A 26,946-nucleotide genomic window follows, 5' to 3' on the forward strand; every position below is an offset into this window, starting at 1 on the left:
CCGCGCTTGCATTCCGCGTTTCCAGCCGCCAAGCAGGCACGCCGCCCGTCGGACAGATTGCGCTCGACGCGAGCCCGGAGCCCCCAGCATGCCCAAGATCACCTACGTCGACCACGCCGGGACGGAACGGACCGTCGAAGGCAGCGTCGGCGCGACCGTGATGGAGACGGCTATGCGCAACAACGTCCCGGGCATCGACGCGGAGTGCGGGGGCGCCTGCGCCTGCGCCACCTGCCACGTCTACGTGGCCGACGCCTGGATCGACACGGTCGGCAAGGCGCAGGACATGGAGCAGGACATGCTGGATTTCGCCAGCGACGTCCGCGAGAATTCCCGCCTCTCCTGCCAGATCAAGATCACGCCGGCGATGGACGGCCTCGTGGTGACGACGCCGTCCCAGCAGGGCTGAGACGGAAACCGTCTCGGTCGCGCGATCCCCGCCCGTCCTCGCGAGCGCAGCGAAGCGACCCAGGGTGGCACGACGTCCGCGTATGCGGCGCTGCTGGATCGCTTCGCTGCGCTCGCGAGGACGGCATCGCCTCCGGTCGCGTCGCGCTGTGAGGCCGTAAAGGCACCTGTCATCGCACCAGCGCCCGCGCCGCGGCGTCGAGCCCGTCCAGGGTGAGGGGGAACATCCGACCGGCGACAAGCCGCTGCATCATGCCGATCGACTGGGTGTAGCCCCAGTGCGTCTCGGGCACCGGGTTCAGCCACGCCGCCTTCGGGAAATGGTCGAGGAGCCGCTGCATCCAGGTGGCGCCCGCCTCCTCGTTCCAGTGCTCCACGGAGCCGCCGGGCGTCGCGATCTCGTAGGGGCTCATCGAGGCGTCACCCACGAAGACGAGCCGGTAGTCGCTGCCGTAGGTGCGGATCACGTCGAGGAGCGGCGTCTTGGCCTCGTGGCGCCGCCGGTTCTCGGTCCAGACCGCCTCGTAGGGGCAGTTGTGGAAGTAGTAGTGCGCGAGGTGCTTGAACTCCGAGCGCGCCGCCGAGAACAGGGCCTCCGCCTGCTCGATGTGCCAGTCCATCGAGCCGCCGACGTCCAGGAACAGCAGCACCTTCACGGCGTTGCGCCGCTCCGGCCGCAGCTTCACGTCGATGTAGCCCTGGCGGGCGCTCGCGCGGATCGTGCCGTCGAGGTCGAGCTCCTCCGCCGCGCCGGTCCGGGCGAAGCGGCGCAGGCGCCGCAGCGCCAGGCGCATGTTGCGCGCGCCGATCTCGCGGTCGTCGTCGAGGTCCTTGAACTCGCGCTTGTCCCAGACCTTCACCGCCCGGAAGTTGCGGTTGCCGTCCTGGCCGATGCGGATCCCCTCGGGATTGTAGCCGTAGGCGCCGAAGGGCGAGGTGCCGCCGGTCCCGATCCATTTCGAGCCGCCCTGGTGGCGCCCCTTCTGCTCGGCGAGGCGCTGCTTCAGGGTCTCGAACAGCTTGTCCCAGCCGAGCGCCTTCAGCTCCGCCTTCTCGGCCTCGGTCAGGTACTTCTCGGCGAGCTTCCTGAGCCATTCCTCCGGGATCGCGGCGGGCTCGACCGCCTCGCCCAGGGTCTCCAGCCCCTTGAACACCGTGCCGAACACCCGGTCGAACCGGTCGAGATGCGCCTCGTCCTTCACGAGCGCGGTGCGCGACAGGAAGTAGAACGCCTCGACGTCGTGCTCCGCGAGGCCCCGGTCCAGGGCGCCGAGCAGGGTCAGGTACTCCTTCAGGGAGACGGGGACCTTGGCGTCCCGGAGGGCCGTGAAGAACTGCAGCAGCATGCCGGGAGAACGCGCCAGCCGGGCGTCCGGGTCAAGCCCGCGCGAATCGGTCGGCGCGCCGCCGAGCGTGGCAGGACCTTTCCGAAGGACTTCCGAGTCTTCGCCGATGGTCGACAAGATTCAGCCCCGTCGGCAGCGCCGATTCCGGCGCCCAAACGAGTCTCTCCGACCCGATGGGACTCATAACCTGGGCATAAGTCGTCGAATCTGTTGATATGTGACCGGACAAGCCTCGCCCAGTCACTCAATCGGTCATGGGAATCGCTCAACTCGGGACATCGAGTGTGTGCGGACGCGGCAGCGCGGCCGACACGGAGCTAGCGAGGAGACCTGCGATGGCGGTCATCCTGCGGAATCTGACGGAATTCAAGCGGTTTCTCGGGAAGCCGGGGGCGACGATTCAGCTGGTGCGCAACACCTTCATGGACCGCCAGCCGGAGGCGACCCGGGACGCCTACCGCGACAAGGGCATGTACGCCCCGCGGGCGGTGCAGGCCCTGTCGCGCAAGGCCGCGGTCTTCACCCTGCGGGGCTATCCCGGGACGGTCTGGCTCTACTGGGACAAGGGCGCCCGCGGCTGGCGCTTCTCCGGCGACACCGTGACGGTGCCCCTGGTCACCGGCCTCGGGCCGGCGGACGAGCTGGTCTACCGGTGCAGCTTCGCCGACGGGTTCGAGCCGGCGCCGCGCAGCCGCGCGGCGCGGCGGGCCAAGCACGAGGACGCGCACCCGGTCCTGATCTGAGCGGGGCCCCCGGGACCTCCGCTCGGATCTCCCGCCTCAGGCCGCCCCCTCAGGCCGCCCCCTCTAGGCCGCCCCCTCAGGCCTCCTGGCCGGCCGCCTCCTGGCGCTCGGGCTCCCGCTTGACCGGGGCCTTGCCGAGTGCCTTCCCGACGGTCCGGCGGGCCCGGAAGATCGGCTTCGACTCGCCCTCGCGCTTCTTCAGCAGGGCGCGGTACTCGTCCCGCCGCTCGTGGATCGACGCGATCACCAGCCCCATCGGCACGCCGACATCGACCAGCACGGCCTCCGACAGCTGCAGCGAGGCCTCGATCGTCTCCGGGACCGCGTCGTCGACGCCGAGCTCGTAGAGCGAGGAGGCGTGGCGGGCGTCGCGGGCCCGGGCCACGATGGTCAGGTCCGGCCGCTCGGCGCGGGCCGCCGCCACCGCCGCCTCGACGGCGCGGGGATTGTCGAGGGTGACGACCAGCGCCCGGGCCGTGGCGATGTCGCAGCGGCGCAGCATCTCGGTGTTGCCGCTGTCGCCGAAATAGACCGGCGCCCCGGCACGGCGCTGCTCGGCCACCCGCGCGGCGTCGGAATCGAGGGCGATGTACGGGATCTTGTGCCGCTCCAGCATCTCGCCGACCTGCCGGCCGACGCGGCCGAACCCCGCGACGATCACCCGGTTCCCCACGCGCTCCGGCACCGGCTCCGCCTTGGCGGTGGCCTGGGCGCTGGCGGTCGCCCGCAGCTTGAGCCGGCGGCCGACGGCGGCGAGCGCCGGGATCATGATCATCGTGACCGTGGTCACCACGAGGGCCGCCGCGCCGACCTCCTCCGGCACCAGGCCGGTGGCCATGGCGCCGCCGATCAGCACGTAGGCGAACTCGCCGCCCGGACCGAGGAGGAGCGCCGTCTCCAGCGCCACCGGCCGGGGGATCTTCAGCACGGGGGCCGCCATCATCACCACGGCGGCCTTGATCAGGACCAGCGCCAGCGACAGGCCGATGATCGCCCCCGGCGTCGCCATCAGCTGCGCCGGGTCGAGGTTCATGCCCACCGAGACGAAGAACACGCCGAGCAGCAGGCCCTTGAACGGGTCGATCGTCGCCTCGATGGCCCGGCGGTACTCGGTTTCGGCCAGCAGCAGGCCGGCCACGAAGGCGCCCAGCGTCATCGACAGGCCGCTCGCCGCCGCGGTCAGCGCCGTGCCGACGATGACCAGCAGGCAGGCGGCCATGAACAGCTCGGTGGAGCGCGTGCGCGCCACGAGCTGGAACAGCGGGCGCAGGGCGAGGCGGCCCGCCACCACGATCAGGGCCAGCGCGATCGCCGCTTGGCCCAGCGCCAGGGCGAGGGCCCAGCCCTTGTCGCCGCCGTCGTCGCGGCCGAGCACCGCGATCGCGAACAGGGCCGGGGCCACCGCTAGGTCCTGGAACAGCAGCACCGCGAAGCTCGTGCGCCCGGTCGGCGCGTTCAGCCGCTTCTGCTCGGCGAGGACCGGCAGGACCACCGCGGTCGACGACAGCGCGAGGCCGATGCCGACGATCACCGCGCCGGTGAGCGGCACGTTGAGCCCGTAGAGGATCGCCCCGAGGATCAGCGCGGAGCAGCCCACCTGCAGGGAGCCGAGGCCGAAGACCAGCCGGCGCAGCACCCGCAGGCGCTCCCACGACAGCTCGATCCCGATCATGAACATCAGGAAGATCACGCCGAACTCGGCGAGGTGCGAGATCTCGGCCCGGTTGCCGATGGTGAAGAGGTGCACGGAGGGATAGGTGTCGGCCAGCCGGCCGAGGCCGAAGGGTCCGAGCAGGGCCCCGGCGCCGATGAAGCCGAGCACCGGCGAGATCCGCAGGCGGTGGAACAGCGGCACCACGATGCCCGCTGTGACGAGAAACAGGATCGCTTCCTTGTAGGAGCCGGCGTGGACCTCTGGCATCGGCGGCGGATCGAACCTCGTCTCTCGGGGGTGGGGAGCGCCGCTCACGGCCGCGCGATCATGGGTCGGCGGCGCCCTCGGAGCAACCGGATTCGGCCGGCGACCGGTCCCGCGGACGTGCGTTCCGACACAAGCCGGATACAGGCGCGGGTGAGACATTTCGGTCACCGGCACGCGGGATGCGGACGGCATCCAAAGGAGGCATGCGGTGAAGGCGTGCAACGCGGCCCAAAATCGGCACAATGCGCGCATACACGCCTGAGTTAACCGGGGGTTAAGCTCGGCCGGGCTCGGCCCGGAACTGGACCGGATGGATGCGACGAGGCCGATGATCTCCATCAAATCGATATTTGCCGGTCCGGCAGCGCCCCCCAGCCGCGACCTCGAGCGCGAGAAGCGCGAGTGGAAGCTCGAGTCGGACCGCTGGCGGCACCAGCGCCACGTCGAGAAGGGCTACCGCATCAAGTGGGGCTACGTGGCGATCGCGTACCTCGTCGAGTTCATGGTGATCGGCGCCTCGCTCTGGGGCGCGTGGCTGTTCGCGGGCGTCTACAGCGACGGCGACTGGCACGCCTTCTACTTCATGCTGCTGGCGCCGCTGGTCTACGCCGCGGTGGAGCTGTGCCGCGTGCCGCTCGGCATCCTGGCCCGGACCCAGCGCTCCTACTTCGTGCGCGGCCTCGCCGTGCTGGGCATCATCTTCGCGGCGGGCGTGACCACCAAGTCGGTGTCGCAGCTCGGCGAGATGATGTTCCATCCCCGCCTGATGGAGGCGGCCCGGACCAAGACCGCCCTGAAGGACGCCCAGGCCGACCGCGCCACGATCGGCGACCGGATCAAGGCGGCCGACGAGCGCGTGGCGCAGTACACGGCCGAGCTCGACCAGATCGAGAAGCGCTCCGCCGACAACGCCCAGCAGCTCGCCGGCCTCCCGGCCCAGCGCTGCGAGCGGGTCTTCGGCACCAACAGCAAGGGCCGGAAGTACCAGAACCTGAAATGCGTGGCCGATCCCCGCGTCGCCGCCCTGTCGCAGGGCGTCGCCAAGGCGTCCGCCGACCGCGCCGGGATGATCAAGGACCTGGAGGAGGCCCGCAAGGCGCGCGCCGCCCTCGATCCGGGCGCCGCCGACCGCCGCGTGGCCGATGCCGAGCAGGGCTACCGCAACGCGGTCAACCGCTCGCAGCTCCACTCCTTCACCGCCATGGTCTACGGCGTCGACCCGATCGACGTGACCGAGAGCCAGGTCCACGCCTTCCTGCGGATCTTCGTGTTCCTGCCCGCGGTCTGCGCCGCCTTCGCGTCGACGATCCTGGCGCTCTGCGCGGTCTCGACCCGCCGGACCTTCATGGACGAGGACGATCTCGGCGCCGCCGTGAACCCGGAGGCGGCCCCCTACATGCTCGACGCGATCGCCGACGCCCTGCGCTCGCACCCCGAGCCGATCCTGCCGCGCGCCGCCAACGCGTCGGGCGCGGTGATCCCGATGAACCGGCCGGCCCAGGGCCAGCAGGCGCTGCCGAACCAGACCCATCCGGGCCCGACCCTCCCTGCCGCTGGAGCCGGCGCATGAACTACGTCGCGAGCGGGACCCCCGAGAACATCGCCCTCGCCCAGCAGGTGAATTCCCGCCTGCGGGCGGATTCGAGCTACGTCGCGGCCCGGGCCTTCCTGTTCCGGGCGCTGGGCTTCGGCGCCTTCGCGTGCCTCGCGGGCATCGGCGTCGGCGCGGCGGCCTACGGCTGGGCGACCCTGAACCAGTTCGACACCGCCGCCGAGAAGATCGCCGCCGCCATGCAGGCGGCGCTCTCGGACGTGACCCTGAAGACCAAGGGCGAAGTCACGCTCACCGACAACACCCTCAAGCTCGAGGGCCTGCCCAAGGCGCCGGCGACGCCGACGCCCACCAAGGCGCAGCTCGGCAACGACGCCGCCCCGGCCTCCAAGGCCGCGGTGAACACGACCTTCACGGTGTTCAAGCAGGTGCCCTACCTCGACGGGCAGATCGTGACCGGCTGGAACTTCAAGGACAGCGCCGAGCAGCCCTACCAGCAGTACTGCTACTTCTCCCGCCGCTCCAACGAGGCGAAGGGCCAGGTCGAGATCAAGATCGACCTGGCCATGGACGGCAAGACCCTGCCGCAGCCGCAGAAGTCGGACGTCAACCTCGAGATCCTCGCCCGGAACTGCGTCTGGCACGAGAAGGGCTGAGATCGCTCGCGGCGCCACCGTCCTTGCGAGCGAAGCGAAGCAATCCAGGGTAGCGCCCCGCCTCCGAACGTCCCGCTGCTCTGGGTCACTTCGCTTCGCTCGTGATGACGGCGTGGACCATCGGGCGGGCGCATCAGCCGGCACCGACTGGGACGGCCGGACGGGGACGGCGCTTGCGGCCCGGCGGCGCGGCGCGCTACCCCTTGGCCCGAGCCCCTCTCTCCGAGACCGCGATGCGCTTTTCCGGAACCGAGACCTACGTCGCGACCCCCGACCTCACCGCGGCGGTCAACGCCGCCGTGGTCCTGGAGCGGCCGCTCCTCGTGAAGGGCGAGCCCGGGACCGGCAAGACCGTGCTGGCCGAAGAGATCGCCAAGGGCTTGGGCGCGCCGCTGATCGTCTGGAACATCAAGTCGACCACCAAGGCGCAGCAGGGGCTCTACGAGTACGACGCGGTCTCGCGCCTGCGCGACTCCCAGCTCGGCGACCCTCGGGTCTCGGACATCTCCAACTACATCCGGCGCGGCAAGCTCTGGGAGGCGTTCACCGCGCCCGAGCGCCCGGTCCTGCTCATCGACGAGATCGACAAGGCCGATATCGAGTTCCCCAACGACCTGCTGACCGAACTCGACCGGATGGAGTTCCACGTCTACGAGACCGGCGAGACCGTGAAGGCCGTGCGCCGGCCGATCGTGATCATCACGTCGAACAACGAGAAGGAGTTGCCGGACGCGTTCCTGCGCCGCTGCTTCTTCCACTACATCAAGTTCCCCGATTCCGAGACGCTGCAGCGCATCGTCGACGTCCACTATCCGGGCATCAAGCACCGCCTCGTCGAGGAGGCCCTGCGGACCTTCCTGGCGATGCGCGAGGTCCCGGGCCTCAAGAAGAAGCCCTCGACCTCGGAGCTGCTCGACTGGCTGAAGCTCCTCGTCTCCGAGGACATCACCCCCGAGACCCTGCGCGAGCAGGACGGCCGCAAGCTGATCCCGCCGCTGCACGGGGCGCTCCTGAAGAACGAGCAGGATGTCAGCCTGTTCGAGAAGCTGGCCTTCATGATGCGCCGGGACCAGCGCGGCGGCTGAGGCCGGACGGACGACCCGAGGATTCCCGCGAGAGGAGCCCGGGGCAGGGACAGGAGCGTGCGGCATGGGCGAGATCGCGATCGTCGGCGGCGGCGTGATGGGGCACGGCATCGCCCTGGTGCTGGCGCTCGCCGGCCACGGCGTGCGGATCACCGACACGCGGCCCGAGACCCGGGCGCGGATCCCCGGCCTGATGGAATCCGCCCTCGCGACCCTGCGGGAGGCCGGCGCCGCCCCGGAGGGCTGGGATGCCGCGCGGCTCGCCCGGGCCGTCCGGGTCGAGGCGGCGCTCGACGCGGCGGTCTCGGGCGCCGGCCTCGTGATCGAGGCGATCACCGAGAACCCGGAGGCCAAGCGCGCGCTCTTCTCCGAGCTGGACCGGCTCTGCCCGGCCGACGCGATCCTCGCCAGCAACACCAGCTACCTCGACGTCTTCCCGCTGATCCCGGAAGCCCGGCAGGCGCGGGCGCTGATCCTGCACTGGTACACGCCGCCCTACATCGTCGACCTCGTCGACGTGGTGCCGGGGCCCGGCACGGACCCGGCGGTCGTCGCCGCCATGGCCGAGTTCGTGCGCGGCCTGGGCCAGGTCCCGATCGTGCTGAAGCGCTTCATCCCGGGCTACGTCGCCAACCGCATCCAGCAGGCGATCAGCGCCGAGGTGTTCCGGCTCCTCGACGAGGACGTCGCCGCGCCGAAGGACATCGACGACGCGATCATCCACGGGCTCGCCTTGCGCATCCCGATCCTCGGCCACCTCGCCAAGGCGGACTTCACCGGCCTGGAGCTGACGCAGCGGGCGCTCGCCAACGGCAGCTACGCGCCGCCGCCGCCTCGCACCCGCTCCGAGACCCTCGACGCCCTCTGCGCCGAGGGCCGGACCGGGGTGATGGCCGGCAAGGGCTATTTCGACTGGGGCGGGCGGCCGCCGGAAGAGCTGTTCCGCGAACGCGACCGCAAGCTCCTGGCGCTCAAGGCGGCGATGGCCGGGATCGGCCGGATGGAGGGATCATGATCGGAGCGGACCTGTCCGGACGGCGCGTCCTCGTCACCGGAGCCTCGTCGGGGATCGGGCTCGCGACCGTCGCGATCTTCGCCCGCAACGGCGCCACCGTGGCGCTGAACCACCTGCCGGACGATCCCCGCGGCCCCGAAGAGGCCGCCCGGCTCGCCGGCGCCGGATTCTCGGTGATCGCGCTGCCCGGCGACGTGTCGCGGGCGGGCGAGGCCGAGGCGATGGTGGCGGCCGGCATCGACCGGCTCGGTGGCCTCGACGTGCTCGTCAACAATGCCGGCACGTCGGGCACGACCACGCCCATCGCCTTCGAGGACCTCGACGCGATGACCGAGGATTTCTGGGCCACGATCCTGGCGACCAACCTGCTCGGGCCGTTCCGCTGCGCGAAGGCCGCGGCCGCGACCCTCAAGGCGAGCCGCGGCGCCATCGTCAACACCGCGTCGGTGGCCGGCCTCGGGCGGCGCGGCTCGTCGGTCGCCTACTCGGCGAGCAAGGCCGGACTGATCAACCTGACCCGCAGCCTCGCCCGGGCGCTGGCGCCGGACGTGCGCGTCAACGCGGTGGCGCCCGGCCTCGTCGCCACGCCCTGGACCGAGCCCTGGTCGGAGGAGCGCAAGGCCTCGACCGTGGGGCGCACGATGCTCGGCCGCATGGCCCGCCCGGAGGACATCGCCGAGACGATCTTCTTCCTGGGCGCGGGCGCGGCCTACATCACCGGCGAGACCATCACGGTCGACGGCGGAGCGATCTGACGCTCGGGGAGCACAAACATGGCGAGCACGACCGTCATCACCTGCGCCCTCACGGGCTCCTTCGACACGCCGCGGAAGAACCCGGCCGTGCCGGTGAGCCCGGAGGCCATCGCGCAGTCAGCCCTCGAGGCCGCCGCCGCCGGGGCGGCCGTGGTCCACATCCACGTCCGCGACCCCGAGACGGCCGCGCCGAGCATGGAGCTCGCCCATTACCGCGAGGTGGTGGAGCGGATCCGCGAGAAGAACGACGCCGTGATCCTCAACCTGACCACGGGGGCGGGAGGCCGGTTCGTGCCGGGCGACCCCAACCCGTGGGTCGCCGGCCCGGGCACGACCTTCGTGGGACCGGAGGCCCGCACCCGGCATGTCGGGGCGCTGCGGCCGGAGATCTGCACCCTCGACATCGCCACGATGAATTTCGGCGAGCACCTGTTCCTCAACACCCCCGGCCACCTGCGGGCGATGGCGGGCCACATCCGCGACGCGGGCGTGAAGCCCGAGATCGAGGTGTTCGATCTCGGCCAGATCGAGCTGGCCCGGCACCTGATCGCCGAGGGGCATCTGGCGCGCCCGCCGCTGTTCCAGATCTGCCTCGGCATCCCCTGGGGGGCGCCCGCGACGCCGGAGGCCCTCGTGGCGATGCGCGCCCGACTGCCGGAGGACGCGGTCTGGTCAGCCTTCGGCATCGGCCGGGAGGAGTTCCCGATCCTCGCGGTCGCCGCCGGCATGGGCGGCAACGTCCGCGTCGGGCTGGAGGACAACCTGTACCTGTCCCGAGGCACGCTCGCGCCGAGCAACGCCGCCCTGGTGGAGAAGGCGGTGAGCCTGCTGGCCCACATCGACCGGGAGCCGGCCACGCCCGATCAGGCGCGGGCGATGTTTGGATTGACGCCGCGGGGCGGTTGAGAGGCCGATCGCCGCCGCTCCCCGTCATCGCGAGCGCAGCGAAGCGACCCAGGGCAGCGCGACCTCGGCGAGCGTGGTGCTGCTGGATTGCTTCGCTCCGCTCGCAAAGACGGGGGCAGCACCTCGCGAGGGCTGCCCCTGACGGATCGCCGGCATCCTCACGCGCACCCGTTCCAGCCGCGGACCGCCGCGGATACTCTGCCTTCGGAAACATTCCGAGCGGCGATCAACGCCGCCGGGTGGACACGACAGGGAGAGAGACATGACGCTCCGCCACCGCGCCGCGGCGCTGCTCGGGAGCTTGTGCGCGCTCGGCGCCGGCGCGGCGCTCGCGGCCGACCTCGTGCCGGTGAAGATCGGCGTGCTGAACGACCGCTCCGGCGTCTACTTCGACTCCACCGGCGAGGGCTCGGTGGTGGCCGCCCGCATGGCGGTCGAGGACTTCAAGCCGGAGGAACACGGGCTGAAGGTCGAGGTCGTCGCCGCCGACCACCAGAACAAGCCCGATGTCGGCGCCTCGATCACCCGGCAATGGTACGACCGCGACGGCGTCGACGCGGTGTTCGACGTGCCGACCTCCTCGGTGGCGCTCGCCATCGCGCAGATCACCAAGGAGAAGAACAAGGCGTTCATCAACTCGGGCGGCGGCACCGCCGACCTCACCGGCCCGGCCTGCACGCCCAACACCGTGCACTGGACCTACGACACCGCGGCGCTGGCCAACGGCACCGGCAAGGCCATCCTCAAGCGTGGCGGCAAGTCCTGGTACTTCATCACCGCCGACTACGCCTTCGGCCTCGCCCTGGAGCGCGACACCAAGGCGGTGGTGGAGAAGAACGGCGGCAAGGTCGTCGGCGGCGTGCGCACGCCGTTCCCGAACCCGGACTTCTCCTCGTTCCTGCTCCAGGCCCAGGCCTCGGGCGCGCAGGTGATCGGGCTCGCCGATGCCGGGCTCGACGCCGCCAACGCCATCAAGCAGGCGCACGAGTTCGGCATCCGCCAGGGCGGCCAGACGCTCGCCGCCCTGCTGATCGCCATCACCGACATCCACTCGCTGGGCCTGGACGTGGCGCAGGGCCTCGCCTTCACCGCCTCGTTCTACTGGGACCTCAACGACGGCACCCGGGCCTTCGCGGAGCGGTTCGAGAAGCGCATGCCCGGCAAGAAGCCGACCTCGTACCAGGCGGGCGTCTACGCCAGCACGCTGCACTACCTGAAGGCGGTGGCGGCCCTGCACTCGGCCAAGGACGGCGCCGCCGTGGTCGCCAAGATGAAGGAGATGCCGACCGACGACCCGCTGTTCGGCAAGGGCACGATCCGGCCGGACGGGCGCAAGATCCACCCGATGTACCTGTTCGAGGCCAAGGCGCCGTCCGAGTCGAAGGGCGCGTGGGATCTCTACAAGGTGCTGGAGACGATCCCGGCCGAGCAGGCCTTCCGCCCGATGAGCGAGGGCGGCTGCCCGATGGTGGCCGGCATGACGGCGAAGTAGGCCTCGGGTCGCTCCTTTCCGCACCGCCGTCCTTGCGAGCGGAGCGAAGCGATCCAGACGGCGCGACGCCGACCGTCGTCGCGCTGCCCTGGGTCACGTCGCTGCGCTCGTGGTGACGGTGAGGGAGCCTCCAACCGAAGCGTCCGGACGGAAACCGTTCACGCCGCCCCGATCCGATCCAGCGCCGCCATCGCCTCATCCGGGAGCGCGAGCGTGGCCGCCGCGAGGTTCTCGCGGAGGTGGCCGAGGGACGACGTCCCCGGGATCAGCAGGATGTTGGGCGACCGGCGCAGCAGCCACGCCAGCGCCACCTGCATGGGCGTCGCGCCCAGCCCGGCCGCCACCGCCGACAGGGTGTCCGACTGCAGCGGGCTGAACCCGCCCAGGGGGAAGAACGGCACGTAGGCGATCCCGGCCGCCGCCAGATCGTCGACGAAGGCGTCGTCGCCCCGATGGGCGAGATTGTACTGGTTCTGCACGCAGACGATGTCGGTGATCCGCCGCCCGTCCGCGACCTGCCGGGGCGTCGCGTTGCTCAGGCCGATCCGGCGGATCAGCCCCTGGCGCTGGAGATCCGCCAGCACCGTCAGCGGCGCCTCGATCGAGCCTTCCGCGGGGCCGTGGACGTCGAACATCAGGCGCAGGTTGACCACGTCGAGGGCGTCGACGCCGAGGTTGCGCAGGTTGTCGTGGACCGCCCGGGTGAGGTCCTCGGCCGAGAAGGCCGGGTTCCACGAGGCGTCGGCCCCGCGCTCGGCGCCGACCTTGGTGACGATCACGAGCCCGTCCGGATAGGGGTGCAGCGCCTCGCGGATGATCTGGTTGGTGACGTGCGGCCCGTAGAAGTCGCTCGTGTCGATGTGGTCGACCCCCGCCGCCACGGCCGCGCGCAGCACCGCGACCGCGGCCGCGCGGTCCTTGGGCGGCCCGAACACGCCCGGCCCGGCGAGCTGCATGGCCCCGTAGCCCAGGCGCTTCACGGTGCGGTCGCCGAGTTGGAAGGTCTCGGCCTGCGCGAGATCGGTCATGGCAAATCTCCTGTTGGTGGCCCGGATGTAGACGCCCGTTTTTGCGTCGATAAGCCGTGACAATCGGCACGGCCTGTGCGGATTCCCGAACGATGTCCCAGGATCTCACGGACCTCGCCGCCTTCGTGACCGTGGCGCGGGCCGGCGGTTTTCGCGACGGCGCCCGGGCGAGCGGCGGGAGCGCGTCGAGCCTCAGCGAGGCGGTGCGCCGGCTGGAGGCGGGGCTCGGCGTACGCCTCCTGAACCGCACCACCCGCAGCGTCGCGCCGACCGAGGCGGGGGCCCGCCTGCTGGAGCGGCTCGGGCCGGCGCTCGCCGAGGTGGAATCCGCCCTCGACGTGGTGAACGGGTTCCGCGACCGTCCCGCGGGCACGCTCCGGCTCAACGTGCCGCTGAGCGCTGCCCGGCTGGTGCTGCCGGCCCTCGTGCCGCCCTTCCTGGCGGCCTACCCGGAGATCCGCCTGGAAGTGGTGGTCGAGGACGGGTTCGTGGACGTGCTGGCGGCGGGCTGCGACGCCGGCATCCGCTACGACGAGCGGCTGGAGCAGGACATGATCGCCGTGCCGATCGGCCCGCGGCGGCAGCGCTTCGCCACCGCGGCGGCCCCGGCCTATCTCGAGAAGCGCGGCCGGCCGGACCATCCGCGGGATCTCCTGGAGCACGCCTGCCTGCTCGGGCGCTTCCCCAGCGGCGCCCTGACGGCGCCGTGGGAGTTCGAGCGCGACGGCACCATCGTCCGGGTGGACCCGTCCGGCCCGCTGATCGTGCGGGTCGCCGCCAGTGACCTCGCGGTCGAGGCGGCGGTCGCCGGCACCGGGATCGTCCACCTGTTCGAGGACTGGCTGCGGCCGCATCTCGACAGCGGCGCCCTGGAGCCGGTGCTGGAGCCCTGGTGGCAGGTCTTCTCCGGCCCGTTCCTGTACTATCCCGGCCGGCGGCACCTGCCGGCGCCGCTGCGCGCCTTCGTGGACTTCGTCGGCGCGCAGGCGTCGCGCGCTAGAACCGGAGGGTGAAGCGGCCCGTCACGGCCTGGTCCTGGGCGCGGGCTCCGGTCTGGCCCGTGTAGGCCACGCCCAGGCTCGCGTCCGGCGCCACCGCCAGGTCCAGGCCCACCTGCGCCACCAGCGCGTCCCGGGCGATCGGCACGCCCGCGCTCAGGAAGGCCGGGCCGCCCGCCCCGAAGGCCAGCAGAGCCGTCGGCACGACGTCGCCGAACGCGCGCCGGTAGCCGACGAGACCGCGCAGCGTCACCGGCAGGCCGAGGCCCAGGTCCAGGCGCGCCTGCGCCCGCACGCCCACCGTCGCCGCGCCGAGGTCGTAGTCCCGCGCGAAGCTCGCCAGCGCCGCCGCGCCCCCGGCCTCCGCGAAGGCGCCGCGCCGGATGCCGACATAGGCCCCGCCCGCGAACGGCTCGACGAAGCGCGCCGCCGGCGTGCCCAGCGCGATCCTCCAGCCGATCTCGCCGAAGCCCTGCACCGTGGAGCCGCCGCCGTGCCCGCTCAGCGTGTCGGCCAGGCCGTACTGCACCGCGCGGCGGGTGCGCGCGTCCGTGTCGGCGTAGAGCGCGCCGAGCCGCAGCGACAGCGGGCCGAGCTCGTAGCCGCCGTACAGGCCGCCGAACCCGCTCCTGAGCGTCGCGCTCTCCGCCCGGCTTGCGCCGCCCGCCCGGCCGGCGCTGTCGAGGAAGGCCTCCGTGTAGCCCCCGACCGCGCCGAAGCGCAGCCCGCTGGGGAGCCGCACGTCCGCGCCGGCCGCGAAGCCGGCGATCTGCCGGTCGAGGTCGAACGCGTTGCCGCCGCCATCGGCCGTGCCGAGGGCGCCGAGGCCCTGGCCCCAGAGCCCGAACACCTGCGGGTCGAGGGTGCGCACCGGCACAGTCGCCACCACCGGGGCCCGGCCGGGCCGGTCGGCCGCGTCGGCGGCCGGCAGGGCGCCGGCGTCGAGCCCGGCACCGGGATCGCCCCAGCGCAGGCGGTCGAGCACCGCCTCGCGCACGAAGAAGGCGGTCTCGTAGGCGGTGGACACGGTGCCGGCGTGGATGTCGCCGGCCAGCGCCCGGAAGCCGCTGCCGGCCTCGTTGGCCGTGAAGGCGACCGCCGCGTCGTAGAGCCGGCCGGCGCCGATCGCCTGGATCGCGTTGGCGGCGGCCGCGCCGTTGCGCGAGGTAGCGCTGGCGGCGAAGGGCACGTCGTTGCGGGTGAGCGTCAGGTCGACCGCGTCGGTCCGGTAGCGCAGGCCCGGGGTGAGGAAGGCGAGGTTCGCGGTCACGCCGGCGAACCGGCCGGAGACGCCGCCGGCGGCGGAGAGGATCGTGTAGGTGGTGCGCGGGTTGTAGGCGCCGGAGGCGGCGCGCACCTGGACGGTGCCGCCCGACAGGGTGGCGGTGCCGGTGGCGGCGATCCGGTCGGCCCGGCCGGCGGCGTCGGCCTCGACCCGGTAGGTCGACCCCGGCGCCAAGCCGACGTTGCCGGCGACCGTGAGCGTGCCGATGGAATTGCCCGGCGCCACCGTGGCGCCCGCGAGCGCGACGATCCCGCCCAGCGTGCCCGAGCCGCCGAGCTCGGCCCCCGGCAGCACCGACACGACCGAGTGGGCGAGGCCGCCGTTCACGACGAGCCGACCGGCCTGCACCGCGGTGGCGCCCGTCAGCGTGCTGAGCCCGGTGAGCGTGAGGGTGCCCGCCCCGGTCTTGGTGAGGGTCCCGGAGCCCGAGACGGCGTTGGCCAGCGTCCCGTCGGTCGATTGATCCACGACGAGCGCCGCGTCGTCGACGATGGCGCCCGTGCCGAAGGCGCCGGCATGGCCGACGAGCGTCCCGCCGCCGATCGTCGTACCGCCCGCGTAGGTGTTGGCGCCGGTCAGGACCAGCGTCCCGCTGCCGAGCTTCACGAGGCCGCCCGCGCCGCCGATGCCGTTGCGCCAGACGTCGTAGGCCGAGAACCCGCCCCGGGCCGCGTCCATCGTGACGGTGACCGTGCCGTTGAAGGCGCCGTAGCCGTCGGCGGCGGCGAACAGGTTGATGCGGTCGTAGCCCAGCCCGTTGTCGAGGAAGCCGCCGGAGGGCAGCTCCGTGGTCGCGATCACGTCGCGGCGCTGCGCCGCCGTGAGGTAGGGAAAGCGGGTCGCGAGCAGCGCCTCGGCACCCGCCGGGACCACCGGCGGACGGTCCGTGGGCCCGACCGGTGGCAGGCCGTAGGTCAGGCGCGCCGTGTAGGCGGCCTTGTTGCGCGCGTAATCGGAGAACCGGTCGGTGGCCGGATCCACGGGCGCGTGGGCGCACCGCTCCAGCGGGCCGCCGCAGGCCTGGCTCAGGTAGCTCTGCGCCTGCGCGAAGGCCTCGCCCAGCAGGGCCGCGTTCGCGGGATCGTTGAGTGCCCGGATGGCGAAGTAGGTCGCCAGCACGCGGCCGCCGATCACGTCGGTGGGCGAGTGCATGCCCGCCTCGATCCGGTTGTCGCCGAGCTCGCTCGCGCGGGTGAGCAGTTCCTGGAAACGCTGCGGGACCGCGTAGGCCAGGGCGAGGGCCGAGAGATAGGCGGCGTTGGTGTGGCCGCTCGGGAAGCCGCCATCCGTCGCGGGGGTCGGGCTCTTCTCCGGCCCAAGGGAGGGCGGCACGACGAGGCCGAGGCTCTGGCCGTCCAGGCTCTGCCGCCAGGGGCGCGGATAGCTGTAGGCGTCCTTGGCCGGGCCGGTGGAGGCGTTGGTCCGGAACGCGTTGACCAGCTGCACGACCTTCCCGAGGGGCGACGTCGTCACGCCGGCACCGGTCCCCTGGTCAACGTACTGCACGCGCGACGTGGTCGCGTCGAAGGCCGGGATCGTGGTGGTCGCCCCCGATCCCGCCAGATAGGCCCGCGTCAGCGGCCCGAGGCCGTCGATGACGCTGTAGCTCTGGTTGCGGCGGTCGTCGTAATAGGCGGCGATCTCCTGCGCGCCGGTCCGCTCCCGCGCCCGCTCGGCGACGATCTGGATGTTGCGCAGCAGGAGGGGCGCCCCGAGCGCCGTGGGCGATCCGGTGTCGTAGGTCCGTCCGGGGATCCAGATCCGCCGGAAACCCGACAGGATGTCGACGCCGTTGCCGGCCGTCTGCGCCTGGGCGCCCGGACCGAGCAGCACGACCGCCAGCGCGGCGAGTGAGACCCCATATCCTCGTGTCATGACGCGCTCCCCGACACCGCCCCGTCCGGCCGGTCGCGCGCCCCATATCCAAGATCATCGAGGTCAGATCGTCATAGTTCGTTCAAAATCGGACGCATTTTCGATTCGTATCCTCTGAGCAACACTCTGTGAGGCGGCTTATTTCTTATAGCTATGTTTGAGAAATTGGAATTTTTACTTCTGAATTTGCCCGAACAGCACTTCTGACCGGTCATCGATCGCCGTGAGCGGCGCGGCCGCATCTGGATAGGCCCGCCCGAGGCCGGCCACCGGCGCCGGTGACGGGGTCATGCGGGACAGGAGAGGTGGCCCGGGATGCGTCCAGCCAGACCCGGCGCGGGAGCGCCTCGGAAGGTCGGGGAGATGCCGTGCGAATCGCCCGGCGGCGCGTGCGGACGCCGCCGGGGCGGCTCACTGCGGCAGTTCGAACACCGTGAGCTGCCCGCCCGGCGCCGTGTACTGCGACAGGGCCGCGTAGCCCCCCACCGCCCCCGAACCGTCCGCGGGGTCGGTCAGCCCGGCCGCCAGGCCGATCCCGGCCCAGCCGCCGACCCCGGACAGCACCGCGACGTACTGCTTGCCGCCGTGCAGGTAGGTGGTGACGTTGCCGACGATCCCGGACGGGGTCTTGAACCGGTACAGCTCGTGCCCGTCCCGGGCATCGACCGCCTTCAGGTAGCCCTCCAGCGTGCCGTAGAAGACCACGTTGCCCGCCGTGGCGAGCGCCCCCGACCAGACCGAGAACGGCTCCGGGATCGTCCAGGCGATCCGGCCCTTCGCGCCGTCCCAGGCGATGAACGCCCCGGTCCGGTCCGAGCCCTCGGGCGGGTGCAGGGTGAGCGTCGCGCCGACATAGGGCTGGCCGGGCGTGTAGGTGACCCGGAACGCCTCGTAATCCATGCACATGTGGTTGGTCGGCACGTAGAACAGCCGCGTCTTGGCCGAGTAGGCGGCCGGCTGCTGGTTCTTGGCACCGAGCGCCCCGGGACAGATATTTTTGGTTGCTTCGTCCTCGTCGGCCTCGCCGGGGGCGTAGCGCTTGTCGACCACCGGCTTTCCGTAATCGGGCGCGGCGGGATCCACGCTGATCCGGCTGGCCCAGTTCACCGTGGGGTCGAACTTCTCCGCCACCAGCAGCGCGCCGGTGGCCCGGTCCAGCGTGTAGCCGAAGCCGTTGCGGTCGAAATGAGTCAGCACCTTCCGGGCGCGGCCGTCGATCACCTGCTCGGTGAGGATCATCTCGTTGACGCCGTCGTAGTCCCACTGGTCGTGGGGGGTCATCTGGTAGACCCAGCGGGCGATGCCCGTATCGGCGTCGCGGGCGATGATCGCCTGCGCCCATCGGTTGTCGCCCGGGCGCTGGTTCGGGTTCCAGGTCGAGGGATTGCCGGTGCCGTAATAGACGAGGTTCAGGTCCGGATCGTAGGAGAACCAGCCCCAGCTGCAGGCGCCGCCGGTCCGCCACTGGTCGCCCTCCCAGCTCTTGAGCGAGGAATCGCGGCCGACCGGGCGCCCGAGCGCGGTGGTCCTCTCCGGATCGACCAGCATGTCGGCGTCCGGCCCGGTGGCGTAGGCGCGCCAGAGCCGCCGGCCCGTCGCCTGGTCGTAGGCCGTCACGTGGCAGCGCGCCCCGTACTCGCCGCCCGCGAGCCCGACGATGAGCTTGCCGCGCACCGGCAGGACCGTGGCGGTGTTGGTCTCGCCCCGGCCCGGGTCGCCGTTCCTCACCGACCACAGCACCCGGCCGGTCTCGGGGTCGAGCGCCACCACGGTGGTGTCGGCCAGCTGGAGGAACAACCGCCCGTCCGCGTAGGCGAGCCCCCGGGAGACCGTGTCGCAGCACATCACGGCGATGACGCTCGCGTCCTGCCGCGGTGCGTAGCGCCACAGGATCCTCCCGCCCCGGTCGAGGTCGAGGCCGTAGACCACGTTGGGGAACGGCGTGTGCACGAACATCAGGTGTCCGACCACGATCGGCGCACCCTCGTGGCCGCGCAGGACGCCGGTGGAGAAGGTCCAGGCGACCTTCAGGCGCCCGACATTGCCGGCGTCGATCTGGTCGAGGGCCGAGTAGCGGGTGTTGGCGTAGTCCAGGGTCTGCAGGACCGGCGACGGGCCGGCCGCCGCCGCGGAGGCGAGGCCGGCGAGCGGCAGGGCCGCGAGCAGTGAAGCACGCATCGACGCACGCATCCTCGTGATCCTCATCGCCGCGCGGCGCGCGCACCTACATGCGCTGCTGGACGATGCTCTCGGCCTGGGGGTCCGGCTCGTGGCCGGCCGCGCGGAGCATCGGCACCACCTCGGCCGCCTCGCGCGCGACGAGGTAGCTCAGGTCCAGGCCCTCGCGGATGAAGCCGTGGCCGCGCATGTGCTCGAACAGGGCCAGCAGCGGCGCCCAGAACTCCGCCACCGAGACCAGCACCACCGGCTTCCGGTGGCGCCCGAGCTGCGCCCAGGTCAGCTGCTCGACCAGCTCCTCCAGGGTGCCGATGCCGCCCGGCAGGGTCACGAACGCGTCCGAGCGCTCGAACATCAGGCGCTTGCGGGTGTGCATGTCGGAGACCACCACGGTCTCCTGGATGTCCGCCAGCATGTGCTCGCGCGCCTGGAGGAAGTCCGGGATGATGCCGGTGACGTGGCCGCCGGCGGCGAGCGCCGCCCGCGCCACCGTGCCCATCAGCCCGACATCGCCGCCGCCGTAGACGAGGCCCATCCCGGCCTGCGCGACCGCGGTCCCGAGGATCTCGGCGGCCTCGCGGAAGGCCGGGTCGCGGCCGAAGCCGGAGCCGCAATAGACACAGACTGTCCTCACCGGAGCCATCCGGCGTCCTCCTCGCGCGTCCGTTGCGAGCCGTCCAGATCGCGCCCCGCGCCCAGCACTCCACGTGCCAAACTGCTGAATTCGCGTGGGATTCACCCGCCTGGGCGGCAGGACGGCTTGGTGTGGGGACCATGTACGGTATTATGGGCGGCGCCGTCGACGGCTTTTCGCGCGGGCGGACGGCCGCCCGCCGGGCGGCGGCAGGATGAGGGGAGGCCTTCGTGGCGATGTCGAGACAGGTGCGGCGCAGTCTCGCCCTGGCGCTGGCCGGCCTTCTCGGCGGACTGGGACTCGTGCTGGCGCTGTTCGGCGGCGACTCCTTGCGGCGGCTCACCGGCCGCGGTGGTCCCGAGCCGTCCGCGTCGTCGGCGCCGAGCGGCAGCCTGCGCAGCCTCGCCGATCCGGGCGCCCTGGCCGGCCGCGCCGACCCGACGATCGACTTCCGCGACGACAAGCCGGGCCGGGCGAGCCCGGCGCCGGGGGAGGGCCCCGTGGCGGCGCTCCCGCAGGCCCCCCGCGCCGGCACCCCCGGGGCGCCGCAGGCCGGCACCGCCGGGGCGCAGCAGGCCGGTCCGGGCCAGGACGCGCGCCTGCCGGATGCGGCTGAGGCGCCGCGCTTCGACATCGTCCGCGTCGAGCCGAACGGCGACGCCGTGGTGGCCGGCCGCGGCGCGCCGGACGCCGCGATCGAGATGCTGGTCGACGGCAAGCCCGTGGCCCGGGCGAAGGCCGATTCCAACGGTCAGTTCGCGATCGTGCCGCCGGCCCTGCCGACGGGCGCCAGCACGCTCCGCCTGCGCATGACCGGCGCGGACGGGCGCGCGTCCGAGTCGCAGCAGAGCGTCGCGGTGGACGTGGCCCCCGGCCGGGACCGCCAGCCCCTCGTGGCCCTGACCGCCCCGGACGCCGCGACCGTCGTGCTGTCGCAGCCCGGCGCGCCGGGCGCGACGGCCGACGCGAAGGGCGGCGCCAGATCCTCCGGTCCGGCTTCCGAGCCGGGTACCCGGGACGCCGACGCGGCGCGGGCCGGCCGGCCGGCCGGGAGCGGGGAGACCCGCGAGGCCGCGGCGTCCGGGGCGGGGCCGACCCGGATCGCCAGCGTGGACGTGCAGGGGAACGGCCGCCTGTTCGTGACGGCCACCGGCACGCCGGGGGCGCGGATCCAGCTCTACCTCAACGACACGATGATCGCCCCGGGCAGCATCGGGCCGGACGGCCGGGCGACCTTCACGATCGGGCGCGGGATCAAGCCCGGGCAGTACCAGGTGCGGATCGACCAGGTCGATCCGGCCACCGGCAAGGTCGCCAGCCGCGCCGCGGTCCCCCTGTCGGTGCCGGAGCCGACGCAGGTCGCCGCCCGGGAGACCGCCGAGTCCGGACCGTCGCCCGCCCAGAGCGGCGCGCGGGATCGCGCCGGCCCCGATCAGGCCGCGCGCGACGGTGCCGACCGGGACCGGCCGGCCGCGGCCTCGCCGCCGGCCGCCGTCTCGAACCCCCAGGCGGCCGACATGGCGGAGCCGGACCGGGTCGGCGCGGTGTTCGTGCCGGAGATCAGCACCGCCCGGATCACCCGCGGCGACAACCTCTGGCGGATCAGCCAGCGCACCTACGGCCGCGGCGAGCGCTACACGGTGATCTACGACGCCAACCAGAACCAGATCCGCGATCCGGACCTGATCTACCCGGGCCAGATCTTCGTGCTGCCCACAGACAAGCGCGGCTGAGCGGCGCCGCCTACTCCACCACTTGGTCGTCGCCCGCGAAAGCCAGCCGGCGCAGGCCGCGCAGCGCCCGGTCGAGCTCCTCCCGCGACGGCGAGGCCAGGGCGAGGCGCACCGCGTTCGGCGCGTGGCCGGGATGGACCGCGAAGGACGAGGCCGGCAAGAGGGCGATGCCCTGGCGCAGGGCCGCGGCCGCGTAGGCCTCGGCCCGCCACGTCTCGGGCAGTTCCAGCCAGAGGTGGTAGGCCTGCGGATCGCCCACGACCCGCAGGTCGGCGAGCGCGGCCCGGGCGAGGGCCTGCCGGGCCGCGGCGTCCCGGCGCTTGGCCTCGGCCAGCGCCGCCGCCGAGCCCCCCGCCATCCAGTGCATGCCGGCCGCGAGCGACAGGCCGAGCACCGTCCAGGCGCCCTGGCGGACGGAGGCGGCGAGCCGGTCGGTGAGGGCAGGCGGCGCGGCGATCAGGCCGACGGTCAGCGCCGGCATCACCCGCTTCGACAGGCTGTCCACGAAGATCACCCGGTCCGGCGCGAGGCCGGCGAGCGGCGGCGCCTCGGCGAGGAAGCTGTAGACCGCGTCCTCGACGGCGGTGAGCCCGGTCCGCTCCAGCACCTCCGCCAGGGCGGCCCGGCGCGCCGGCCCCATCGTGGCGCCGAGGGGGTTGTGCAGGGTCGGCTGGAGATAGACGCCGCTCAGCGGGGTCGCGCGGTGGGCCTGGAGCAGCGCCTCGGGGCAGACGCCCTCCGCGTCCATGGCGAGCGGGATCAGCGTGATCCCGAGCCGCGCCGCGATGCCCTTCACCCCGGGATAGGTCAGGGGCTCGCAGCCGATCCGCTCGCCGGGCGCCGCCAGGGCCGCCAGGGCGGCGGCCAGCGCCTGCCGGCCGTTGCCGGTGAACAGGATGTCGGCGGGATCGGGGGCGTAGCCCGCCCGCGCCAGGAACCCGGCGGCGATCGCCTGCGCCGAGGGCGTGCCCGCGGGCCCGTACTGGGTGAAGCCGATCTGGCCGTCGTCGCGGGCGAGCGCCGCCAGGGTCTCGGCCAGGACCACCTCCTGCTCGGGCAGGCGCGAGTGGGTCCGCTGCAGGTCGAGGGCGGCCGGGGGCGGCTCCGGGCGGAGCAACCCGGCGCGCCCCGGCTCGCTGCGGACGTAGGTCCCGCGCCCGACCTCGCCGGTCACCAGCCCCCGGCGGGCCAGCTCGGCGTAGACCCGGCTCGCCGTCGAGACCGCGATGCCCCGCGCGTAGGCGAAGTCGCGCTGCGGCGGCAGCCGCGCGCCGGGGCGCAGCCGGCCCACCGCGATGTCGGCCGCGATCGCGTCGGCGACGGTGCGGTAATCCGCGGGGCGCATAATTGCTCCGAGGTCAATGTTTCGATTGATCCGATCTTTGTATCGGATCAATGCTCCGCCAGCAATCCCGGCCGGACTGCCTTCCCGCCACCGGATCGTCTGCGATGCAAGCCGTCACCCTGTCCTCCTCGTCCGCCGTCACGCGTCCGACCGCGCGCCCGTCCCTGCTCCGCACGTGGCTGCAGCGGATCCGCACCCGCCGCGCCCTGGCGGCGCTCCACCCCGACCAGGCCCGGGACGCCGGCCTCGAGCCCTGGGTCCTGCGCGCCGAGGTCGCGAAGCCGTTCTGGCGGGCGTGAGGCGGGGGCCTGCACGCAGCGCGGGTGCTCCGGCGCGGCAGCGGGCCTATATGCGGGACCAGGACATCCCGCCCCGCAGAACCCTTCATGACCGACAACACCGCGCCCGCGGCCGGGACGCCGATCCCGGCCGAGCGCCCCGGCCTGATCGCCACCTACCGGCGGCTCTGGCCGCATCTCTGGCCCCACGGCCGGCCCGACCTTCAGCGCCGGGTCTTCCTGGCCTTCGGCCTGCTGCTCGCCGCCAAGCTGGTGACCATGGTGACGCCGTTCACCTTCAAGTGGATCACCGACGCGCTGGTCGCCGCGGTCGGCGGCAAGGACGAGGCCGTGCCGACCGGCCTCCTCGCCGCGCCGATGCTGCTGATCGCCCTCTACGGCCTCTCGCGGATCGCCATGTCGGCGCTGACGCAGGTGCGCGACGGGCTGTTCGCCAAGGTGGCGATGCACGCGGTGCGGCGGCTGGCGCTCCAGACCTTCGAGCACATGCACCGCCTGTCCCTGCGCTTCCACCTAGAGCGCAAGACCGGCGGCCTGACCCGGGTGCTGGAGCGCGGACGCGCCGGCATCGAGGAGCTGTCGCGCCTGATGGTGCTGACCCTGGTGCCGACCATCGTCGAGTTCGTGCTGGTGCTCGGCGTGCTGGCCTACGAGTTCAACTGGACCTACGCGCTGACCGCGTTCCTGACGGTCGCCGCCTACCTGGCCTTCACCTACAAGGCGACCGAGTGGCGGATCGCGATCCGCCGCCGGATGAACGCCTCCGACACCGACGCCAACACCAAGGCGGTCGACTCGCTGCTCAACTACGAGACGGTGAAGTATTTCGGCGCGGAAGCCCGGGAGGCCGGCCGCTACGACGAGTCGATGGCCAAGTACGAGAAGGCCTCGACGCAGACCTACGTGTCGCTGGCGGTGCTCAATGCCGGGCAGGCGGTGATCTTCACGCTCGGCATGACCGTGGTGATGTGGCTCGCGGCGCGCGACATCCTGGCCGGGCGCACCACGATCGGCGGCTTCGTGCTCGCCAACACCATGCTGGTGCAGCTCGCGATGCCGCTCAACTTCATGGGCATGATCTACCGCGAGATCAAACAGGCGCTGATCGACATCGACGACATGTTCCGCATCCTCGGGCAGAACCCCGAGATCGCCGACCGGCCGGGCGCCGCCCCGCTCGCGGTCGCGGGCGGCACGGTGCGGTTCGAGGACGTGCGCTTCGCCTACAATCCCGAGCGGCCGATCCTGCGCGGCGTCACCTTCGAGATCCCGGCGGGCCAGACGGTGGCGGTGGTCGGGCCCTCGGGCGCCGGCAAGTCGACGCTCTCGCGCCTGCTGTTCCGGTTCTACGAGCCGCAAGGGGGCCGGATCAGCGTCGACGGGCAGGACATCGCCGCGGTGACGCAGGCGTCGCTCCGGGCGGCGATCGGCATGGTCCCGCAGGACACGGTGCTGTTCAACGACACGATCGGCTACAACATCCGCTACGGCCGGGCCGACGCCACCGACGCGGAGCTGCGGGAGGCGGCCCGCCTCGCCCAGATCGACCGCTTCGTCTCGGGGCTGCCGGAGGGCTACGACACCCCGGTGGGCGAGCGCGGCCTGAAGCTCTCGGGCGGCGAGAAGCAGCGGGTCGCCATCGCCCGCACGATCCTCAAGGCGCCGCCGATCCTGGTCCTCGACGAGGCGACCTCGGCGCTCGACTCCTTCACGGAGGCCGAGATCCAGGCGGCGCTCGACCGGGTCAGCCGCGGCCGGACCACCCTGGTGATCGCCCACCGGCTGTCGACGGTGGTCAACGCCGACGCGATCCTGGTCCTCGACCAGGGCCGCATCGTCGAGCGCGGCACCCACGCCGCGTTGCTGGAGGCCGGGGGCGTCTACGCGGCGCTCTGGGACCGCCAGCGGGAGGCCGACGCCGCCCTGGAGGTGCTCCAGCGCGCCGACGCGCCGGTGCTCCCGCCCCGGACGGGCCACGCCGCCGTGCCGGAGACCGAGGCCGCGGAGTGACCGAAAGGCCACACGCGGTCCGCGCAACGCGGCCGGGACGCAACCGGAGGCGGTAAGCGCGGTTCTGCGGTTATGCCGCACTTCTACCTGCACATCCGGGACGGTCAGTGGCTGGTCGAGGATCTCGACGGCGCCGACCTGCCCGACCTCGACGCCGCCCGCACCGAGGCCGAGCGCTCCGCCCGGGCGCTCTTGGAGATCCAGCGGGTCGACGGCGCGGTGCTGGCCGGGCAGGTCTTCGAGATCGCCGACGCGTCGGGGCAGGTCCTGGCGGTCGTGCCGCTGAGGGACGTGCTCGAGCTGCCGTAAGATCCAGGGCGCGGGCGGGCCGGTCGGGATCGACCGCCCGATGGCCGCTACGGCCGGCCCCTACGGCCGCGACCGCACACGGACCCCGAGCAGGTCCTCGAACGGCAGCACCATGGCGCCCTTGTCCCGGTCGCCGTGGCCCTGGCGCAGGGCGGTCTGGTAGGTGGCGGTGGCGGCCGCCGTGACCGGCATCGGGAAGCCGTTCTCCGCCGCGACCGCCGCGGCGGCGACGAGGTCCTTGTAGGCCGCCCCCATCGGGTAGCCCTCGTCGAACTGACCCCGGAGGATCCGCGGCACGAAGTACTGCGCCGCGTAGCTCTGGCTCGTGCCCGTCGTGACCACCTGGGCGACCTGATCCGGGTCGAGCCCCATGGCGACGGCCATCGGCAGCACCTCGGCCAGCGCCGCGATGTTGATGTCGTAGAGCACGTTGTTGATCGTCTTGGTGAGCTGGCCGGACCCGGCCGGGCCCATGTGCAGGATTGTCGTGCCGATCCGCTCCAGGAGCGGGCGCACCCGCGCGACCGCCCCGGCCGCGCCGCCGCACATCACGGTGAGCGTCCCGGCCTCGGCGCCGGCCGGCGCGCCGGAGACGGGCGCGTCGACGAAGGCGCGCCCGGTCGCCGCCACGGCGCGGCCGACCGTGAGGGCCTTGGCGTGCGCGATGGTGCTGAGGTCGACCACGACCGCCCCCGGGGCGAGGCGCTCCGCCAGGGCGCCGTCCCCGAGGAGGGCCGCCTCGACGGCGTCGCCGTTCGGCAGGCACAGGAACAGCACGTCGGCGCCGGCGGCCTGCCCGGGATCGGTGGTGGCGACGAGGCCCGGCGCGGCGAGGCCGGCGAGGCGCGCCGGGTCGGTGTCGATCGCGACGAGCGTCTCGGCGTCGGAGCCCCGCTTGGCCGCGAGGTTGCGGGCGATGGGGTGCCCCATCGCGCCGAGGCCGAGGAGGGCGAGGCGCGCGGCCATGCGGGTGTCCCTGTTCCGAGTGTCCGGGCGCCCCCTGTCCGTGCGGGGGAGGCGCCGCGCCAGCATGTCGCCGGACGGGGCCGTCTTCCAGCCCCGGCCCTGGAATTACGGCCGATGGCTTCTCGGCACCGACGTCCTTGCGAGCGGAGCGGAGCGGGCCAGGGTCGCGCCCCGCTCAACGACGTCGCGCGGCCCTGGGTCGCTTCGCTGCGCTCGCGATGACGGAGAGGGGCGTCGACCGGGGCGCGGCTCAGTTTTCCTTGACAATGTTCCTATTTTGTGCTTCCTGACCGCACCTGTCCGCGGCGGCCCGGGAGCGATCCCGGGGCGTCCTTCGGGGGCCCGCCCGGTGGCTGACCGTGCGGGTCCGGGGACGGGGCGGCGCCCGCGTCGGTGGCTCTCAGCCG

22 protein-coding genes are annotated in these 26,946 nt (G+C 72.7%); 14 read left to right on the forward strand and 8 right to left on the reverse strand.

The annotated features are described in order from the left end of the window. Nucleotides 1–88: 88 nt before the first annotated feature. Nucleotides 89–409, forward strand: coding sequence for a 2Fe-2S iron-sulfur cluster-binding protein (locus tag ABIC30_RS26500; RefSeq protein ID WP_020092346.1), 321 nt, complete (start codon nt 89–91; stop codon nt 407–409). Nucleotides 410–578: 169 nt separating this feature from the next. Here ABIC30_RS26500 and ABIC30_RS26505 read toward each other — a convergent pair whose 3' ends face one another. Beyond that, nucleotides 579–1,754: a vWA domain-containing protein gene (locus ABIC30_RS26505; RefSeq protein WP_020092347.1), complete on the reverse strand. Its 1,176-nt coding sequence runs from the start codon at nt 1,752–1,754 to the stop codon at nt 579–581. A gap of 335 nt (nt 1,755–2,089) precedes the next feature. Between ABIC30_RS26505 and ABIC30_RS26510 the strand changes: the two genes are divergently transcribed. Continuing rightward, entirely contained in the window at nt 2,090–2,497 is a 408-nt protein-coding gene (locus ABIC30_RS26510) for a hypothetical protein (protein ID WP_020092348.1), read from the forward strand. Between the two features lie 76 nt (nt 2,498–2,573). Here the strand turns inward: ABIC30_RS26510 and ABIC30_RS26515 are convergent, their stop codons facing one another. Next, nucleotides 2,574–4,418: a cation:proton antiporter domain-containing protein gene (locus tag ABIC30_RS26515; protein ID WP_020092349.1), complete on the reverse strand. Its 1,845-nt coding sequence runs from the start codon at nt 4,416–4,418 to the stop codon at nt 2,574–2,576. Nucleotides 4,419–4,728: 310 nt separating this feature from the next. On the opposite strand from ABIC30_RS26515, the gene ABIC30_RS26520 reads away from it, so the two are divergent. From ABIC30_RS26520 to ABIC30_RS26550, 7 genes are all read left to right on the forward strand, one after another. Further along, nucleotides 4,729–5,988, forward strand: coding sequence for a hypothetical protein (locus ABIC30_RS26520; protein ID WP_020092350.1), 1,260 nt, complete (start codon nt 4,729–4,731; stop codon nt 5,986–5,988). Continuing rightward, a complete protein-coding gene (locus ABIC30_RS26525) occupies nt 5,985–6,626 on the forward strand; it encodes a hypothetical protein (RefSeq protein WP_020092351.1) in 642 nt (213 codons plus the stop codon). Before ABIC30_RS26520 ends, ABIC30_RS26525 begins: the two co-directional genes overlap by 4 nt. A gap of 233 nt (nt 6,627–6,859) precedes the next feature. Beyond that, complete coding sequence (locus tag ABIC30_RS26530; protein ID WP_020092352.1) at nt 6,860–7,711, forward strand: AAA family ATPase; 852 nt, start codon at nt 6,860–6,862, stop codon at nt 7,709–7,711. Between the two features lie 64 nt (nt 7,712–7,775). Continuing rightward, entirely contained in the window at nt 7,776–8,726 is a 951-nt protein-coding gene (locus ABIC30_RS26535) for a 3-hydroxyacyl-CoA dehydrogenase family protein (RefSeq protein WP_020092353.1), read from the forward strand. Then, complete coding sequence (locus tag ABIC30_RS26540) at nt 8,723–9,481, forward strand: SDR family NAD(P)-dependent oxidoreductase (RefSeq protein ID WP_020092354.1); 759 nt, start codon at nt 8,723–8,725, stop codon at nt 9,479–9,481. The genes ABIC30_RS26535 and ABIC30_RS26540 overlap by 4 nt, the downstream gene beginning before the upstream one ends. A gap of 18 nt (nt 9,482–9,499) precedes the next feature. Beyond that, nucleotides 9,500–10,387, forward strand: coding sequence for a beta-keto acid cleavage family enzyme (locus tag ABIC30_RS26545; RefSeq protein WP_354456366.1), 888 nt, complete (start codon nt 9,500–9,502; stop codon nt 10,385–10,387). Nucleotides 10,388–10,649: 262 nt separating this feature from the next. After that, a complete protein-coding gene (locus ABIC30_RS26550) occupies nt 10,650–11,879 on the forward strand; it encodes an ABC transporter substrate-binding protein (protein WP_020092356.1) in 1,230 nt (409 codons plus the stop codon). A 158-nt stretch (nt 11,880–12,037) separates the two neighbouring features. On the opposite strand, the gene ABIC30_RS26555 is transcribed toward ABIC30_RS26550, so the two are convergent. Further along, nucleotides 12,038–12,907: an aldo/keto reductase family oxidoreductase gene (locus ABIC30_RS26555; RefSeq protein WP_020092357.1), complete on the reverse strand. Its 870-nt coding sequence runs from the start codon at nt 12,905–12,907 to the stop codon at nt 12,038–12,040. Nucleotides 12,908–12,999: 92 nt separating this feature from the next. Here ABIC30_RS26555 and ABIC30_RS26560 point away from each other — a divergent pair, with 92 nt between their 5' ends. After that, on the forward strand, nt 13,000–13,920 hold the full coding sequence (locus ABIC30_RS26560) for a LysR family transcriptional regulator (protein WP_020092358.1): 921 nt from the start codon (nt 13,000–13,002) through the stop codon (nt 13,918–13,920). Here the strand turns inward: ABIC30_RS26560 and ABIC30_RS26565 are convergent. From ABIC30_RS26565 to ABIC30_RS26575, 3 genes are all read right to left on the reverse strand, one after another. Continuing rightward, complete coding sequence (locus tag ABIC30_RS26565; protein WP_026604797.1) at nt 13,904–17,065, reverse strand: autotransporter domain-containing protein; 3,162 nt, start codon at nt 17,063–17,065, stop codon at nt 13,904–13,906. The genes ABIC30_RS26560 and ABIC30_RS26565 overlap by 17 nt on opposite strands. Before the next feature lie 411 nt (nt 17,066–17,476). Beyond that, complete coding sequence (locus ABIC30_RS26570) at nt 17,477–19,255, reverse strand: methanol/ethanol family PQQ-dependent dehydrogenase (protein WP_020092360.1); 1,779 nt, start codon at nt 19,253–19,255, stop codon at nt 17,477–17,479. 34 nt (nt 19,256–19,289) lie between these two features. Continuing rightward, entirely contained in the window at nt 19,290–19,886 is a 597-nt protein-coding gene (locus tag ABIC30_RS26575; RefSeq protein WP_020092361.1) for an LOG family protein, read from the reverse strand. Nucleotides 19,887–20,113: 227 nt separating this feature from the next. Here ABIC30_RS26575 and ABIC30_RS26580 point away from each other — a divergent pair, with 227 nt between their 5' ends. Beyond that, nucleotides 20,114–21,610 carry an Ig-like domain-containing protein gene (locus ABIC30_RS26580; RefSeq protein ID WP_020092362.1) on the forward strand — a complete coding sequence of 499 codons (1,497 nt, stop codon included), beginning with the start codon at nt 20,114–20,116 and terminating at the stop codon, nt 21,608–21,610. Between the two features lie 10 nt (nt 21,611–21,620). On the opposite strand, the gene ABIC30_RS26585 is transcribed toward ABIC30_RS26580, so the two are convergent. Further along, entirely contained in the window at nt 21,621–22,955 is a 1,335-nt protein-coding gene (locus tag ABIC30_RS26585) for an aminotransferase-like domain-containing protein (RefSeq protein ID WP_020092363.1), read from the reverse strand. Nucleotides 22,956–23,059: 104 nt separating this feature from the next. On the opposite strand from ABIC30_RS26585, the gene ABIC30_RS26590 reads away from it, so the two are divergent. The 3 genes from ABIC30_RS26590 (at nt 23,060) to ABIC30_RS26600 (ending at nt 25,573) form a co-directional block, all read left to right on the forward strand. Beyond that, nucleotides 23,060–23,254, forward strand: a complete 195-nt coding sequence (locus ABIC30_RS26590; RefSeq protein ID WP_354456367.1) for a DUF1127 domain-containing protein — start codon at nt 23,060–23,062, stop codon at nt 23,252–23,254. Between the two features lie 87 nt (nt 23,255–23,341). Further along, the gene (locus tag ABIC30_RS26595; RefSeq protein WP_020092365.1) at nt 23,342–25,264 is read left to right on the forward strand and encodes an ABCB family ABC transporter ATP-binding protein/permease; all 1,923 of its coding nucleotides are present in this window, start codon (nt 23,342–23,344) and stop codon (nt 25,262–25,264) included. 72 nt (nt 25,265–25,336) lie between these two features. Then, on the forward strand, nt 25,337–25,573 hold the full coding sequence (locus ABIC30_RS26600) for a DUF6894 family protein (protein WP_020092366.1): 237 nt from the start codon (nt 25,337–25,339) through the stop codon (nt 25,571–25,573). A gap of 60 nt (nt 25,574–25,633) precedes the next feature. Here the strand turns inward: ABIC30_RS26600 and ABIC30_RS26605 are convergent, their stop codons facing one another. Beyond that, the gene (locus ABIC30_RS26605) at nt 25,634–26,539 is read right to left on the reverse strand and encodes an NAD(P)-dependent oxidoreductase (protein ID WP_020092367.1); all 906 of its coding nucleotides are present in this window, start codon (nt 26,537–26,539) and stop codon (nt 25,634–25,636) included. Between the last annotated feature and the right edge of the window lie 407 nt (nt 26,540–26,946).

It is taken from the genome of Methylobacterium sp. 1030 (assembly GCF_040544715.1).
Lineage (GTDB): Bacteria > Pseudomonadota > Alphaproteobacteria > Rhizobiales > Beijerinckiaceae > Methylobacterium.